Consider the following 14,236-nt stretch of genomic DNA (forward strand, 5'->3'; position numbering starts at 1 on the left):
GGGTGGTTTCCGGTACTTCGAGTATCAGTTTCAGTTAGGCTCGGCGCGGATGCTTTGAACGAGCGTCCGAAGACCTGCACGAGAAGCTGCACGGGAAGGCTGAGATGTCGCTGCACGGCAAGACGTCCATCGCCGATCGGGGTCAGGCGTTCGGGATGCGCCTGATCACCATGGCGGGTGGACTCGAAGCACTGAAGAACCCGGTACTGCGGGGACGAGTCGAAAAGGTCCTGTACCGCAGTGCGAAGTCGGGGTTCAAGGCACAGACGGTCGCCGGCAAAGCCTTCGCGAAGAAGTCCGGGTCGGGTTCGCCCACGCGGGCCGCATCAACCAAGCCGCGCCGGGAGTTCGACCTGAGCCCGACCGAGGATCAGCAGATGATCCAGGAGGCAGCGCGCGAACTCGCAACCGAGGTGCTACGCCCGGCGGCTGCCGGGGCCGACACCGAGCGTCGAGCTCCGGCGCAGGTGCTCGAACGGGCCGCCGCCATGGGCATGACCCTGCTGAGTGTTCCGGCGGAGCTCGGCGGAGTGGCCGAGGAGCGTTCCGCGATCACCGGCGTGCTGGTCATCGAGGAGCTGGCGCGCGGTGACATGGGGCTTGCCGTCGCCATCATGGCCAGCGGAGCAGTCGCCAATGCACTTGCGAACTATGGCGATTCGGATCAGCAGGCTACGTTCCTGCCGCCATTCACCCAGGAACAGGAACCAGCCACGGGGGCACTGGCGATCCAGGAGCCGCAACCGCTGTTCGATCCGCTCGCGCCGTCCACGACGGCGCAGCGCGATGGTGACCACCTCGTGCTCGACGGCGTGAAGTCACTCGTGCCAGGGGCCGAGAACGCCGACCTGTTCATCGTGTCGGCATTGGTCGACGACGAGCCTCGCCTGGTCATTGTCGAGCCCGGCACCGACGGGCTGTCGGTCTCCCCCGACCCGGCCATGGGTCTGCGCGCCGCACGCACGACCACGCTCGAGCTGCGCGCAGTCCGCGTGCCTGCCGGCCACCTGCTCGGCACCACCCAGGACCACCTGGACGCCGTCCGTCGCGCCCGCCTTGCCTGGGCGGCGGCAGCCGTCGGCACCGGGCAGGCCGTTCTGGACCACCTGAAGACCTACACCGTCGAGCGCAAGGCGTTCGGTGAACCGATCGCCTACCGCCAGGCCGTCGCGTTCACGGTCGCGAACATCGCGATCGAGGTGGACGCTCTACGCCTCGTGGTCTGGCGCGCCGCCGCGTTGCTCGACGAGGACAAGGACGCATCCGCGCTGATCGCCCAGGCACGCGCGCTGGCCGCCCGACACGCCGCCCAGATCGGCAGTGACGGCGTCCAACTGCTCGGCGGACACGGCTTCGTCAAAGAATTCGACAACGAGCGCTGGTTCCGTGACCTGCGCGCGACCGGCGTGCTCGAGGGCATGCTGCTGGTCTGAGGAGCAACCGATGATTGACCTCGAGGTCCCCCGCAAGTTCACCCCGCTGCTGAAGCAGGCCGGCGCGCTCGCCGACGAGGTGTTCCGCCCGATCAGCCGAAAGTACGACATCGCCGAGCACGAGTACCCGCGCGAACTCGACCTGCTGTCGGCCCTCATCGACGGCATGAGCGACTCCGGCGCCGGACAGGGGGCGGGCGCGTCCGGCTCGGCCAAGGCCAAGACCGACGAACAGCCGAAGGGTGTGGGCTCTGGACGAAACGCCGGTAAGGCGAACCGCAACGGCACCAACCTCTCGTCCGTCCTGTCGATCATGGAGACCTGCCGCGGCGACGTCGGCCTCACCCTGTCGATACCGCGCCAAGGACTCGGCAATGCCGCGATCGCTGCCGTCGCGAACGACGAACAGAAGGCTCGGTACGCAAACCGTTGGGCCGCAATGGCGATCACCGAGCCCGACACCGGGTCCGACTCCGGCGCGATCCGGACGACGGCCGTCAAGGACGGTGACGAGTACGTGCTGAACGGGGAGAAGATCTTCGTCACCGCCGGCGAGCGCGCCGAACTCGTCGTCGTCTGGGCGACCCTCGACCGCGCACTCGGCAAGCAGGCGATCAAGTCGTTCGTCGTCGAGCGGTCGAACCCGGGCATGAAGCTGGTGCGCGTGGAGCACAAGCTCGGCATTCGCGCGTCGGACACCGCTGCGTTCAGCCTGCAGGACTGTCGAGTGTCGGCCGACGATCTCCTCGGCGACCCGGAGATCAAGATCGAAGGCGGCTTCGGCGGTGCCATGCAGACCTTCGACAACACGCGTCCGCTGGTCGCGGCGATGGCGGTCGGTCTCACCCGTGCCTGCCTCGACACCGCCACCGAACTGCTGGCGAAGGCAGGTGTGACGCCGGACCCGGATCGTCCACTCGCCGGTCAGTCACTCGCTGCGGCCAAGCTGATCCAGTTCGAGGCCGAGTACCAGGCTGCCTACCTGCTCGCGTTGCGCGCAGCGTGGATGGCCGACAACGGCAAGCCGAACTCGATGGAGGCGTCCATGGCGAAGGCGAAGGCCGGTCGCACCTGCGTCGACGTCGCTCTCGGCTGCGTCGAGCTCTGTGGCGCTACGGGTTATGCAGAGACCGAGTTGCTGGAGAAGTGGGCCCGCGACTCCAAGATCCTCGACATCTTCGAGGGCACCCAGCAGATTCAGTTGCTGGTGGTGGCGCGCCGCCTGCTCGGCTTGAGTTCGGCGCAACTGAAGTAGGACCCGCACAACGCGAATGGCCCGTCACCGGCTTTCGCTGGCGGGCCATTTCCGGCCGGTCCGGTACTTCGGGTTCCGAAGTACCGGTCAGTTGATTCCGTCCTGCTTGAGCGCTTGCTCGACGACGGCGAGGACGTCGGCGCGGGCGGGGTTCCACCGGCGCACCCGCACGACGAGCTCGCGAGCCGCTCGCTCGAGTTCCTCGGCAGCGGTGTCCTGACCGGCGCAGATGAAAGTGCCGGCCCGTCCGCGCGTGACGATCAGACCGGATCGTTCGAGTTCGGTGTAGGCCTTCGCGACCGTGCCCGGCGCGATCCGCAGGTCGGCGGCAAGACCGCGGACGGTGGGCAGCTTGCTGCCTACGACGAAGTCGCCTGCCCGGACGCCCTCGGCGACCTGATCACAAATCTGCTCGTACGTCGGCTGCGCGCTTTCCCGATCAATCGTGAACACCTTTGCATTCTCCCCCGCGACTGCAGCATTTCGCTGCGGAATGAACATTCATCAACACAATTAGGTTGCGAACAGAAAAGAATACCCCCGCCCCGAATGGGCGGAGGTATCAGTACGTTCTGCGTCAGACGCGCTCGGCGGAACGCTGCCAGGCCATGATCAGGTCGTCGCGCGAGGCCGGGGTGCCGGCGTTCTCGACCGCCTTGTTGAACGCGCGGCGGGCGCGGGCGTTCTCACGGTGGCTCTTGATCGACTTCGCGAGCGAGGTCATGGCTGGTGGCTCCTTTGCCGTTGCATGAATGCTTGATGTGGTTCAGGTCTCAAAGTTCTAAGTAGAACTATTCGATACCGAAACGTTACGCCTGTCAGGACGTCCGTTCAAATCCTGCACCCGGATGGTGAGGGAACTCACAACGGCGTCGTTCCGGCGCACAATCGAAGTGACGGATGCCCTGTGATGCAGCAAGCTTGAGCCTCGTGGGACACATCGAAGCCAACTCCGTCGACTACTTCCTGCCCGACGGCAGGCCGCTGCTCGGCGGGGTGAGTCTGCGCGTGGGCGACGGCGCGAAGGTCGCACTCGTCGGTCCGAACGGCACCGGCAAGACCACGCTGCTTCGCATCATCTCCGGCGAACTCGACGCGCACGACGGGGCGATCACCCGCAGCGGGAGGATCGGCGTGATGCCGCAGTTCATCGGTAAGGTCGGGCGCGAGGGCAAACAGGTGACCGTCCGGGATCTGCTGCTCACCGTCGCTCCCCTGCCGATCCGTGAAGCGGCCGCCGCTGTCGACCGCACCGAGCTGGCGATCATGGAACGCGACGACGAGTCCGACCAGATGGCGTACGCGCAGGCGTTGGCCGACTGGGCAGAGGTCGGCGGGTACGACTGGGAGACGCTCGCGGATGTGTGCACCGTTGCGGCACTGTCGATTCCGTTCGACCAGGCACAGTGGCGCGACGTCAACACCCTCAGCGGTGGCGAGCAAAAACGACTCGTGTTGGAGGCGCTGCTTCGCGGGCCGGAGGATGTCCTGTTGCTCGACGAGCCGGACAACTACCTGGACGTGCCGACCAAGCGCTGGCTCGAAGCTCAACTCAACGCGTCCCCCAAGACCGTCCTGTTCATCAGCCACGACCGGGAACTGCTGAGCACCGTCGCGACCCGGATCGCGACCCTGGAACCACAGGCGGCCGGCGCCGTGTGCTGGGTGCATCCCGGATCGTTCGACACCTATCAGCAGGCGCGTATCGACCGGAACGACCGCCTCGAGGAGTTGCGGCGCCGCTGGGACGAGGAGCACACCAAGCTGAAGACGCTCGTGCTGAACCTGAAGGTGAAATCGACCTTCAACGACGGCATGGCCTCGCGCTACCACGCTGCCCAGACCCGGTTGGCCAAGTTCGAGGCAGCGGGCCCGCCGCAGGCGATCCCCTTCGAGCAGAAGGTGACCATGCGGCTGCGCGGTGGTCGCACGGCCAAGCGCTCGGTGATCTGCGAAGGACTGGAGCTCACCGGATTGATGAAGCCCTTCGACTGCGAGATCTGGTACGGCGAGCGAGTCGCCGTCCTGGGCTCGAACGGGTCGGGCAAGTCCCACTTCCTTCGGTTGTTGGCCGCCGGTGGTTCCGACCCGGACATCGAGCACCGCCCGGTAGGCGACTTCGTCCCGGACACGGTGCAGCACAGCGGAATTGCCCGCCTGGGCTCGAGGGTGCGCCCGGGCTGGTTCGCACAGACGCATCAGCACGCCTCACTGACCGATCGGACGCTGCTCGACATCCTGCATCGTGGTGACGAGCACCGCGAAGGCATGCCGCGGGAGCAGGCGTCGCGGGCACTCGACCGGTACGAGTTGGCTCGCAGCGCCGAGCAGACCTTCGGGTCGCTCTCCGGTGGGCAGCAGGCGCGCTTGCAGATTCTGCTGCTCGAACTCAGCGGTGCGACGCTGCTGCTGCTCGACGAACCGACCGACAACCTCGACCTGCACTCGGCCGAGTCGCTCGAGGAGGGCCTGGACGGCTTCGAAGGCACGGTCATCGCGGTGACCCACGACCGTTGGTTTGCAAAGGGATTCGACCGGTACCTCGTGTTCGGCGGCGACGGCCGGGTCTACGAGACGCCCGCACCGGTGTGGGACGAGACGCGGGTCGTCCGCGATCGCTGACCGGTCCCGGACCCGTGGGCTGGGTACGGCACACTTGTCCGGTCGGCCGCCGGTGCCGGCCCGATTGAGGAGGCGACAGGGTGACCACCGACCTCGGTGACATCGTCCGCACGGTCGACCTCATCGGCGTCGCCGTGAACGGTCTGCTGGGTGCGGAGATCGCCCGCCGCGAGCGCCTCGACCCGGTCGGATTCGCTGTGCTGGCAATCCTTTCCGGCCTCGGCGGCGGAATGATCCGCGACACCCTCCTGCAGCAGGGGACGCCGGTCGCCCTCACCGACTCCTGGTACCTCGTCGTCGCGATCGCCGCAGCCGCCGTCGGTTACACCCTGCAGTTCGAGGGACGCCTGTGGAACCGGGTCTACCCGGCGCTCGACGGTCTGGCCCTCGGCACCTGGGCGGCGGTCGGTACGCAGAAGTCACTCAGCGCGGGCCTGGGGTGGTTGCCCTCGTTGCTGCTCGGCACGATCACCGCGGTCGGCGGCGGGATGGTTCGTGACGTCGTGCTCGCCCGGCGTCCGGCCTTCCTCGGCGGCAACACCTTGTATGCCACCTGTGCGATCATCGCCAGCGGTGTCGCGATCATGCTCAACGGTCTGGTGACCGCCGAGGTGGGCGTGCTCGCCGCTACCGCCGTGGGTGCGCCGATGGTGCTCATCGCCAAGGCGAGAGGCTGGACACTCCCCGGCGAGTCGGCCCGAGTCGGAGTGCAGGCGATCAAACGCCGCTACCCGCGCCAATCCTCCTGAACCACAGCGGGTCTGCTCACCCCCGTCATGGCGGCCGGGGCGGGCAGGTCGAGCACAGTCGACCGACTGAGTCGGTGCATGAGGAAGGCTGTGCCAAGACGGGTGCGGCCGAAACCCTGCAACGGATCGAAGCCGAGGCCGGTCCTGAGCGTGTCGCAGCGGGCTTGCAGTGTGCTGTGGTGAATGTTCAGTTCACGGGCCGCTTCCCGAACCGTCTGCGTCGTCACCAGCGCCTCGACGGTCTCCAATGCCCACGGATGCTGTTGCGCGACAAGGGTGAGACTGTCGGCGTCACCATGCTGGACGTCGTCGTCGGCGTCAGCCAACAGGTCGATCAGGCCGCCGTAGTCGTCGGCCACGACCATCGGCTCACGCGCCCGATCACACAGCCGCAGCGCGACGAGCGCGCTGCGGAACGACCGGTCGAGCCCGTGCACGGAAGCGGCGATCCCGATGCCGCCCGGCGCGGCGCGGAACGGCTCGAAGATCTCCGGGACGACGACGACATGGATCGGGCCGAAGCGGGTGCCGATCACGTCCTTGGGCCCGGACGGCCGACCCTCCCAGACAGCGAACAGCGGCGCGGCGACGATGCGGTAGCGGCGCGCGGCCACCACTCCGAGCGCCCCGGCGGCGTCGAGCCGTTCCTCGACACTGCTGTTGCGCTCGGTCAGCACGCCGAGGTGGCGACGGTTGTCGATTTCGCGCTGACCGCGTCCGTGTCTGATGCGCACGGCGAGCGCGAGCCGTTCGAGGATGATCGCATCGTTGGCAAACGGCGCTTCGTCCCGCTCGAGCCAGACGAGCATGTCGTCTCCCGCCCGGGCGAGGAGATCATCGCGCGGCGTGGGCGCCTGCGATCGGTCGATCTCGCCCCGCGGCGACACCCGCATGGCGGCCTGCGACCCGCTTTCACGAAACCCGGCCGTGCATCCGGCCAGCGAGGCCGCCGCGGCCAGCAGTGCTCGGGTGTTGACGTTGCCCACGATGAGCTCGTCGAAGCAGGCGATGACTCGCAGGCCGAGGCTCGAATTGGGGTCGAGGCGCGCGATGCGTCCGAGGAGTTCTTGCATCTCAGGGCTCCTGGCGAGGTCGGGTCGGCCGATCAGTCGGCAAGGGTCTTCTCCACCCAGGCGTTGCGGGTGCGGATCATCGATCGCCCCACGCTGGTGTGCGGCGCGAAGATGTCGCACGCGTGAAAGGCGCCCGACCACACGTGCAGTTCGGCATCGCCCCCTGCCGCCCAGATGCGTCCGGCATAGTCGATGGCCTCGTCGCGGAAGATCTCGGCAGCGCCGACGTCGATGAACGCCGGCGGCAGTGCGCTGAGGTCGCCCGCCCGGGCCGGTGCGGCGTAAGGCGACACGTCGTCGCCACCGCGGCGATCGCCGAGCATCGCCTGCCACGCGGTTTGATTGCTCACCCGGTCCCATACGCCGATGCCGTCGAACTGTGCGGTCGACGCGGTGATCAATCGGTCGTCGAGCATCGGGTAGTCGAGCAGTTGGCCGCAGGGCCGCGGGCCGCCGCGGTCACGTGCGGCTAGAGCGATGCCGGCCGCGAGCCCGCCACCGGCACTGGCGCCGGCGACGAGAATGCGATCGCGACGTACGCCCAGATTCCCCGACTCGGCGGCGACCCATTCCAAGGCTGCGTACATGTCCTCCCACGGGTACGGGTCGGGAAACTCCGGCGCCAGCCGGTAGTCGACCGTGATGACGGTCGCGCCCAGTTCGCTGACCCAATCGAGCACAAGGTCGAGACCGCTGAACTTGTCGCCGAACATCAACCCGCCCGAATGCGCGTAAAGCACCGTCGGACGCGGGCCCTGTGCGTCGCGCGGTCGGAGAACGGCGGCCGTGAGGTCGGCGCCCTGGTAGCCGGGCAGGACGACGTCCGTCACATCAATACGATGCTGCCGGAACAGGTCGGTCATCGGCGGGGACGCGTACGAGACTCGCATGAAGTCGATGAGTTCAGGGGTGATGGTCGGCGGGAACATGCCACCCACGACCGCCAATCCGGCGCGTAGCTCGGCGTCGAATCCGGGCCGCGGCACCGCGTTCACCGTCATGAGGCCTCCTTTGTGCCGACGATTCTTCGAAGTCTATTGCGGTGTCTCGCACCGCACCCCGCCATTTGGCGGGATGGGTTCGTCGATTTGCGACGCCGCGTCGGTTGTGATCTGCGTCACACTTGGGCGAGGGTTGAGCTTCACCGAACGAGAGGAAGATCAGTGAGCGACAACTTAACTACCGCGGTCGACGCCGTCGTCCAGCGCGCTTCGCAGGGCCCGAATTCCGGGGAAGGACGAGTGCCGGGCGTCGTCGCCGGTATTACCGACCGGGACAAGGACATCTACCTCGGCGCGTCCGGCGTGCGCGACCTGTCGTCCGACGCCGAAATGACGACCGACACGTCCTTCAGCATCTGGTCGACGACGAAGGCGATCACCGCAACCGCCTGCCTCCAGCTGGTGGAGTCGGGCGACCTCGACCTGCAGGCGCCGGCGAAGGAGTACGCGCCCGCCCTCGCCGACGTCAAGGTCATCGACGGCTTCGACGCGGACGGTCAGCCGATCCTGCGTGCGCCGGCCAGCGACGTCACCACCCACCACCTGCTGACGCACACCGCGGGCTTCGGGTACGACTTCTTCAACGAGACCTACAACCGCCTCGCCGAGGAGCACGGCCAGCCGAGCGTGGCCACCGCGACGCGCGCCGCGTTGAACTCTCCGCTGCTGTTCGACCCTGGCACCCAGTGGGAGTACGGCAGCAGCATCGACTGGGCCGGCCAGGTGGTCGAAGGCATCACCGGCAAGCGCCTCGGCGAGGTGTTCCAGGAGCGCATTTTCGCGCCTCTGGGCATGACGTCCTCAGCCTTCGCGCCGACCGAGGAGATGCTCTCGCGACAGGCTCGGCACCACCAGCGCGAGGACGACGGCACGCTCACCCCGAGCGAGTTCGCGACCCCCACCACGCCCGAGGTCGACTTCGGCGGGCACGGTCTGTTCTCGACCGTGCCCGATTACCTGAAGTTCATCCGCATGTGGCTCAACGAGGGACGCAGCGCCTCCGGCGAGCAGGTGCTGTCGCCGGCGTCTGTCGACCTCGGCTTCACCAACCAACTTCCCGACAATCTCCAGGTCAAGCTGCTGCCGGGCGTCATCAAGTGGCTCTCGAACGACGCCGAGTTCTTCCCCGGTCTGAAGAAGACGTGGTCGTACAGCTTCCAGTACACCGAGGACCCGTTCCCGACCGGACGACCCGCCGGCGCCATCGGCTGGGCCGGCTTGGCCAACCTCTTCTACTGGATCGACCGCGACAACGGGTTCGGAGGCTACTGGGCGACGCAGATCTTCCCGTTTGCCGACGGCCCCTCGTTCACCGGGTACGTCGACTTCGAAACCGCTGCGTACCAAGCGTTTACCAAAAGCTGATCGTTCTGGCGCCCGGACGACCGGTCGACCACCGTTGGTCGATCGGTCGTCTTGGCGTACGCGTTCGTCGCAGGTTGTCTGCGAGCGCCCCGCCGGTGCGCCGAGGGCGGTGCTGGCAGTATCCGAAGCAACAGCCGACACCCGGAGCGCATCGACTGAAGGATCTGCGGCGCCGGGGGCCGCCTACGAAGCCGAGTGTCAGACGTTACGCGCCGTCCGCAACGCACTACTGCTGACGCTCGGGAAAGCGCGGCGGGACGGCTCATCGGCCAGGCGACGAAGGAGCCGGCCGATGAACGCCGAAGGAGCCACCCAACGACATGTGTCAGTGGTGGCACCCAAGTAGCCACAGCGACAGGCTCACGGCGGCGGGACGGCTCATCGGCCAGGCGACGAAGGAGCCGGCCGATGAACGCCGAAGGAGCCGCCAGAAGAAAAAGTGGACCTACGTAGAGAGTTTGATAACTTTCGCTCCGCCGCGCGAACCGTATGTTCACGCCGGTCGCGACGGGTTTACCGGGCATCGAAGCGGCCCTCGAACCCCTGTGTTGTGGACTCCCCGGGCCAGGCTCTCGTGGTTCGCCGAGACGCCCGAAGCAGCCCTGGCCGGCCTCCGGGAACTGGCGGACGAGGTCGTCGCCGACACGGGTGAAGCTGGTGAGGGCGTGCCCGAGACCCCAAGCTGTACCTTCACGCCATGGGAAGCCAAGAATTCAGCTCTCGTGATCTGTCGAACTCGATCTTCCGGGACGTGAGCCTCAGGGACGCGGTCATGCGGGGTGTTGACGTGGACGGCCTCGACATCGACGCTCCATGGCTGCTCGAGGAGCCGGGGCGGCTCATCGTCAACGGGGTGGATGTCGCGCCCCTGGTCGACGATGAGCTCGACCTACTGGTAGCACCGATTGTTGCTGAGTCGCGTATTCATCAGATGTCGACTGCTGTTTCGCCTTGTGGCGGAGGCTGATGCATCCGGCGATTGATCAGCCTGTGCTGTATAGTTCAGTGCATGCTGACTATTGCTTCTCGACTCGACGTCATGAACCGGCTCGGCCGGGCCATGGCGGATCCGACGCGTTCCCGGATCCTGATGACCCTGCTCGAGGGACCGAGCTACCCGGCGGTGCTCTCGCGTGAGCTGGAGCTGACTCGCTCGAACGTGTCGAACCACCTCACCTGCCTGCGCGACTGCGGCATCGTGGTCGCTGAGCCGGAGGGTCGCCAGACTAGGTATGAGATCGCTGATCCGCACCTCGCGGCCGCTCTCATCGCGCTGGTGGATGTGACTCTGGCTGTCGACGAGCACGCTCCGTGCGTGGACTCGTCGTGCACCGTTCCGGGTTGCTGCGGAGCGGGAGCAGACGCGTGAGCGCGGCATGCGGCTGCGAGCACGAGCCGACGACCACGGCAGTCGATGAGAGCGAGGAGAAGGAGCGGCCCTGGTGGAGGGACCGCGGGATCATGGTGCCGGTCTTCTCCGGTGTCGCGTTCCTCGCTGGTCTGATCCTTGAGTGGTCCGGCATGGAGATCCCGGCACTGGTGCTGTTCTGGGTCGGCTTGCTGCTGGGCGCGTCGACGTTCACGCCGGGCGCGATCCGGAAGCTGTTCAAGGGCAAGCTGGGCATCGGGCTGCTGATGACGATCAGCGCGGTCGGCGCAGTCGTCCTCGGCTACGTCGAAGAGGCTGCGGCGCTGGCGTTCCTCTACTCGATCGCAGAGGCGCTGGAGGACAAGGCGATGGACCGCGCCCGCGGCGGGCTGCGAGCGCTGCTGAAGCTGGTCCCCGACACCGCGACCGTGCGCCGCGACGGCGCTTCGGTGGAGATTGCGGCGAAGGACCTCGCGGTCGGGCAGGTCATGGTGGTTCGTCCCGGCGAGCGGATCGCGACCGACGGAGTCGTCCGTGCGGGGCGCTCCAGCCTGGACACCTCGGCGATCACGGGCGAGTCGATCCCGGTCGAGGTCGAGCCCGGCGACGCCGTGTCGGCCGGCGCGATCAACAGCGCCGGTGCGCTGGAGGTCGAGACGACGGCGGCGGGCACCGACAACTCGCTCACGACCATCGTGGAGCTGGTGGAGCAGGCGCAGGCGGAGAAGGGCGAGCGAGCGCGCCTCGCGGACCGGATCGCGCGCCCGCTGGTCCCGGGCGTGCTGGTCCTCGCGGCCCTGGTCGCCCTGGTCGGCTCGCTGTTCGGGGACCCGGAGCTGTGGATCACCCGAGCCCTCGTCGTCCTCGTCGCCGCCTCCCCGTGCGCGCTGGCGATCTCGGTGCCGCTGACGGTGGTCGCGGCGATCGGCGCGGCGAGCAAGTTCGGCGTGATCATCAAGTCCGGCGCGGTGTTCGAGCGCTTCGGCACGGTCCGCCACGTCGCCGTCGACAAGACCGGCACCCTCACCCGCAACGAGCCCGCCGTCACCGCGGTCCTCGCCGCGGACGGCGTGACCGACGCCCAGGCGCTGGCCTGGGCGGCCGCGCTGGAGCAGCACAGCACGCACCCGCTGGCCGCGGCGATCACCGCCGCAGCCCCCGGAGCCCAGGCTGCGGAGGGCGTGACCGAGCAGGCCGGGCACGGCATCGAGGGCAAGATCGACGGGACTCGGATCACCGTCGGCAGCCCCCGCTGGCTCGACGCCGGGGTGCTCGGCGACCAGGTCGCGGGCCTGGAGGAGCAGGGCATGACCGTTGTGATCGTGCACCGCGACGGGGCCCCTGTCGCCGCGATCGGCGTCCGCGACGAGCTGCGTCCCGAGGTCCCCGAAGTGGTGCGGACTCTCGCGGCGCAGGGCGTCGGGGTGACGATGCTCACCGGCGACAACGCCCGCACGGCACGGGCGCTGGCAGCGCAGGCCGGTATCAGCGACGTGCGCGCGGAACTGCGTCCCGAAGACAAAGCGACCGCGATCGGGGAGCTGTCCAAGGCGGGGTCGGTTGCAATGATCGGCGACGGCATCAACGACGCCCCCGCTCTGGCCGCCGCGGACATCGGCATCGCGATGGGCGCGACCGGCTCGGACGCGGCGATCGAGTCCGCCGACGTCGCGTTCACCGGCCACGACCTCCGCCTCATCCCGCGCGCGTTCGACCACGCCCGCCGCGGACGCCGCATCATCAACCAGAACATCGTCCTGTCGCTGCTGATCATCACCGCGCTGCTGCCGCTCGCGCTGTTCGGCGTCCTCGGACTCGCCGCTGTGGTGCTGGTCCACGAGATCGCCGAGGTCGTCGTGATCCTCAACGGACTCCGCGCCGCCCGCACGCGTACCCCACGGCTGGAGAGCTGATGCTTGCGACCATCGGCTCAGCGATCGGCTTGTTTGCTGCGACCAACATCGATGACATCGTCGTGCTGACCGTGCTGTTCCTGGCCTCCAGCCGAGGGAAGCCGCGACCGTGGCAGATCGTCGCAGGCCAGTACCTCGGGTTCATCACCCTCGTCGTGATCAGCGTGATCGCCGCGCTCGGCCTGACCATCGTCCCCGACGAATGGGTGGGCTTCCTCGGCCTGATCCCGCTCGGCATCGGCATCTGGACCCTCGTGCGGGGCCTGCGACGCAACGGTGACGACGATGACGACGACGAGAAGATCACCGCGGTCGGGCTGTGGGGCGTCGCCGGGATCACGATCGCCAACGGGGCCGACAACATCTCCCTCTACACGCCGATCCTCCGCACCAGTTCGCCCGGCGACGTCGTCGTCATGATCGCGGTGTTCCTCGTCCTCGTCGCCGTCTGGTGCGCTGCTGGACGCCTGATCGGAACCCACAAGGCCGTCACCGAAACGCTTGAACGCGTCGAGCACTGGCTCGTACCCGTCGTGTTCATCGGCCTGGGCCTGTTCATCCTGATCGATTCCGGCGTCATCGTCCGCCTCGTCGAGGTCCTCGCATGACCCCGGACGCGGCTGCCGATGCTGAGCTGACGTCGGGAGAGCGGCAGCAGAGGGGGCGTTGGCGGCTCACGGCGGGGGCACTCGCGCTCGGCGGGCTCGTCCTCCTGATCGATCAGGGGACGAAGGCATGGGCGGAGGCCACGCTCACAGTAAGTGAGCGCCTCCCGCTGATCGGCGACCTGCTGGGCCTGCAACTCGCTTACAACCCCGGCGCGGCGTTCTCCTTCGGTGAGGGTTCCACCTGGGTGTTCGCGCTGGTGGCCGTCGCGGCCACCGTCACCGCGATCGTGTTCGCGTTCCGTGTCCGACACCCCGGGTGGGCGATCGTGATCGGCGCGCTTGGCGGGGCCGCCGCCTCCCACGCCGGCGACAGGCTTTTCCGTGCTCCAGGGTTCGCCCAGGGGCACGTCGTGGACTTCCTCGCCTACGGGAACTGGTTCATCGGGAACGTCGCCGACGTCGTGATCGTCACCGCCGCGATCGCCGGAGCGCTTCTGATGATCCGCGGCAACGAGAACTGAGAGGACCATCATGGAGATCATCCTGCAGTATTTCAACGGCTGCCCCAACTGGGAGGTGCTCGACCAGCGGCTCGCTGAAGTAGTCAACGACCGATCCGATGTCAGGGTCATACGTCAGCTGGTCGAGACCCCCGAGGACGCCGTGCGCCTCGGGTTCCACGGCTCCCCAACCGTGCTCGTCGACGGCATCGACCCGTTCGCCGACGAGCGTACCCACGTCGGGCTCGCCTGCCGGATGTTCCGCACGCCAGCTGGGATCGCCGGGTCGCCGACCGTCGAGCAGTTGCGCGAAGCGATTTCCGGCCCGGGCGCTGACGTGTGATGCTC

The 14,236-nt window shown here is 67.7% G+C and carries 15 protein-coding genes; 11 read left to right on the forward strand and 4 right to left on the reverse strand.

Going from position 1 to position 14,236, the window contains the following annotated elements:
• Window positions 1-104 precede the first annotated feature (104 nt).
• A complete protein-coding gene (locus FB459_RS13300) occupies window positions 105-1,433 on the forward strand; it encodes an acyl-CoA dehydrogenase family protein (RefSeq protein ID WP_141928840.1) in 1,329 nt (442 codons plus the stop codon).
• A 10-nt stretch (window positions 1,434-1,443) separates the two neighbouring features.
• Window positions 1,444-2,688, forward strand: a complete 1,245-nt coding sequence (locus FB459_RS13305) for an acyl-CoA dehydrogenase family protein (RefSeq protein WP_141928841.1) — start codon at window positions 1,444-1,446, stop codon at window positions 2,686-2,688.
• Between the two features lie 87 nt (window positions 2,689-2,775).
• Here the strand turns inward: FB459_RS13305 and FB459_RS13310 are convergent, their stop codons facing one another.
• Entirely contained in the window at window positions 2,776-3,141 is a 366-nt protein-coding gene (locus tag FB459_RS13310; RefSeq protein WP_170221919.1) for a GntR family transcriptional regulator, read from the reverse strand.
• Window positions 3,142-3,265: 124 nt separating this feature from the next.
• On the reverse strand, window positions 3,266-3,412 hold the full coding sequence (locus FB459_RS17400) for a hypothetical protein (protein ID WP_168990227.1): 147 nt from the start codon (window positions 3,410-3,412) through the stop codon (window positions 3,266-3,268).
• A 206-nt stretch (window positions 3,413-3,618) separates the two neighbouring features.
• On the opposite strand from FB459_RS17400, the gene FB459_RS13315 reads away from it, so the two are divergent.
• On the forward strand, window positions 3,619-5,310 hold the full coding sequence (locus FB459_RS13315; protein WP_141928843.1) for an ABC-F family ATP-binding cassette domain-containing protein: 1,692 nt from the start codon (window positions 3,619-3,621) through the stop codon (window positions 5,308-5,310).
• Between the two features lie 80 nt (window positions 5,311-5,390).
• Window positions 5,391-6,059, forward strand: coding sequence for a trimeric intracellular cation channel family protein (locus FB459_RS13320; RefSeq protein WP_141928844.1), 669 nt, complete (start codon window positions 5,391-5,393; stop codon window positions 6,057-6,059).
• Here the strand turns inward: FB459_RS13320 and FB459_RS13325 are convergent.
• Window positions 6,038-7,045 carry a helix-turn-helix domain-containing protein gene (locus tag FB459_RS13325; RefSeq protein ID WP_211345192.1) on the reverse strand — a complete coding sequence of 336 codons (1,008 nt, stop codon included), beginning with the start codon at window positions 7,043-7,045 and terminating at the stop codon, window positions 6,038-6,040. The two genes, FB459_RS13320 and FB459_RS13325, sit on opposite strands and share 22 nt — an antisense overlap.
• A gap of 119 nt (window positions 7,046-7,164) precedes the next feature.
• Window positions 7,165-8,133 carry an alpha/beta hydrolase gene (locus FB459_RS13330; RefSeq protein WP_205744731.1) on the reverse strand — a complete coding sequence of 323 codons (969 nt, stop codon included), beginning with the start codon at window positions 8,131-8,133 and terminating at the stop codon, window positions 7,165-7,167.
• A 162-nt stretch (window positions 8,134-8,295) separates the two neighbouring features.
• On the opposite strand from FB459_RS13330, the gene acmB reads away from it, so the two are divergent.
• The 7 genes from acmB to FB459_RS13370 all read left to right on the forward strand — a co-directional run bounded on the left by acmB (window position 8,296) and on the right by FB459_RS13370 (window position 14,231).
• On the forward strand, window positions 8,296-9,498 hold the full coding sequence (gene acmB / locus FB459_RS13335; protein WP_129625633.1) for a methyl acetate hydrolase AcmB: 1,203 nt from the start codon (window positions 8,296-8,298) through the stop codon (window positions 9,496-9,498).
• 697 nt (window positions 9,499-10,195) lie between these two features.
• On the forward strand, window positions 10,196-10,465 hold the full coding sequence (locus FB459_RS18135; protein ID WP_211345193.1) for a hypothetical protein: 270 nt from the start codon (window positions 10,196-10,198) through the stop codon (window positions 10,463-10,465).
• A gap of 42 nt (window positions 10,466-10,507) precedes the next feature.
• Window positions 10,508-10,867, forward strand: coding sequence for a Cd(II)/Pb(II)-sensing metalloregulatory transcriptional regulator CmtR (gene cmtR, locus FB459_RS13350; protein ID WP_026936347.1), 360 nt, complete (start codon window positions 10,508-10,510; stop codon window positions 10,865-10,867).
• On the forward strand, window positions 10,864-12,780 hold the full coding sequence (locus FB459_RS13355; RefSeq protein ID WP_028707591.1) for a heavy metal translocating P-type ATPase: 1,917 nt from the start codon (window positions 10,864-10,866) through the stop codon (window positions 12,778-12,780). Before cmtR ends, FB459_RS13355 begins: the two co-directional genes overlap by 4 nt.
• The gene (locus tag FB459_RS13360; protein ID WP_076693368.1) at window positions 12,780-13,388 is read left to right on the forward strand and encodes a cadmium resistance transporter; all 609 of its coding nucleotides are present in this window, start codon (window positions 12,780-12,782) and stop codon (window positions 13,386-13,388) included. Before FB459_RS13355 ends, FB459_RS13360 begins: the two co-directional genes overlap by 1 nt.
• Window positions 13,385-13,909 carry a signal peptidase II gene (locus FB459_RS13365; protein ID WP_026936350.1) on the forward strand — a complete coding sequence of 175 codons (525 nt, stop codon included), beginning with the start codon at window positions 13,385-13,387 and terminating at the stop codon, window positions 13,907-13,909. Before FB459_RS13360 ends, FB459_RS13365 begins: the two co-directional genes overlap by 4 nt.
• Window positions 13,910-13,919: 10 nt before the next feature.
• Complete coding sequence (locus FB459_RS13370; protein WP_026936351.1) at window positions 13,920-14,231, forward strand: thioredoxin domain-containing protein; 312 nt, start codon at window positions 13,920-13,922, stop codon at window positions 14,229-14,231.
• Window positions 14,232-14,236 lie beyond the last annotated feature (5 nt).

This window comes from Yimella lutea (assembly GCF_006715095.1).
GTDB classification, from domain to species: domain Bacteria; phylum Actinomycetota; class Actinomycetes; order Actinomycetales; family Dermatophilaceae; genus Yimella; species Yimella lutea.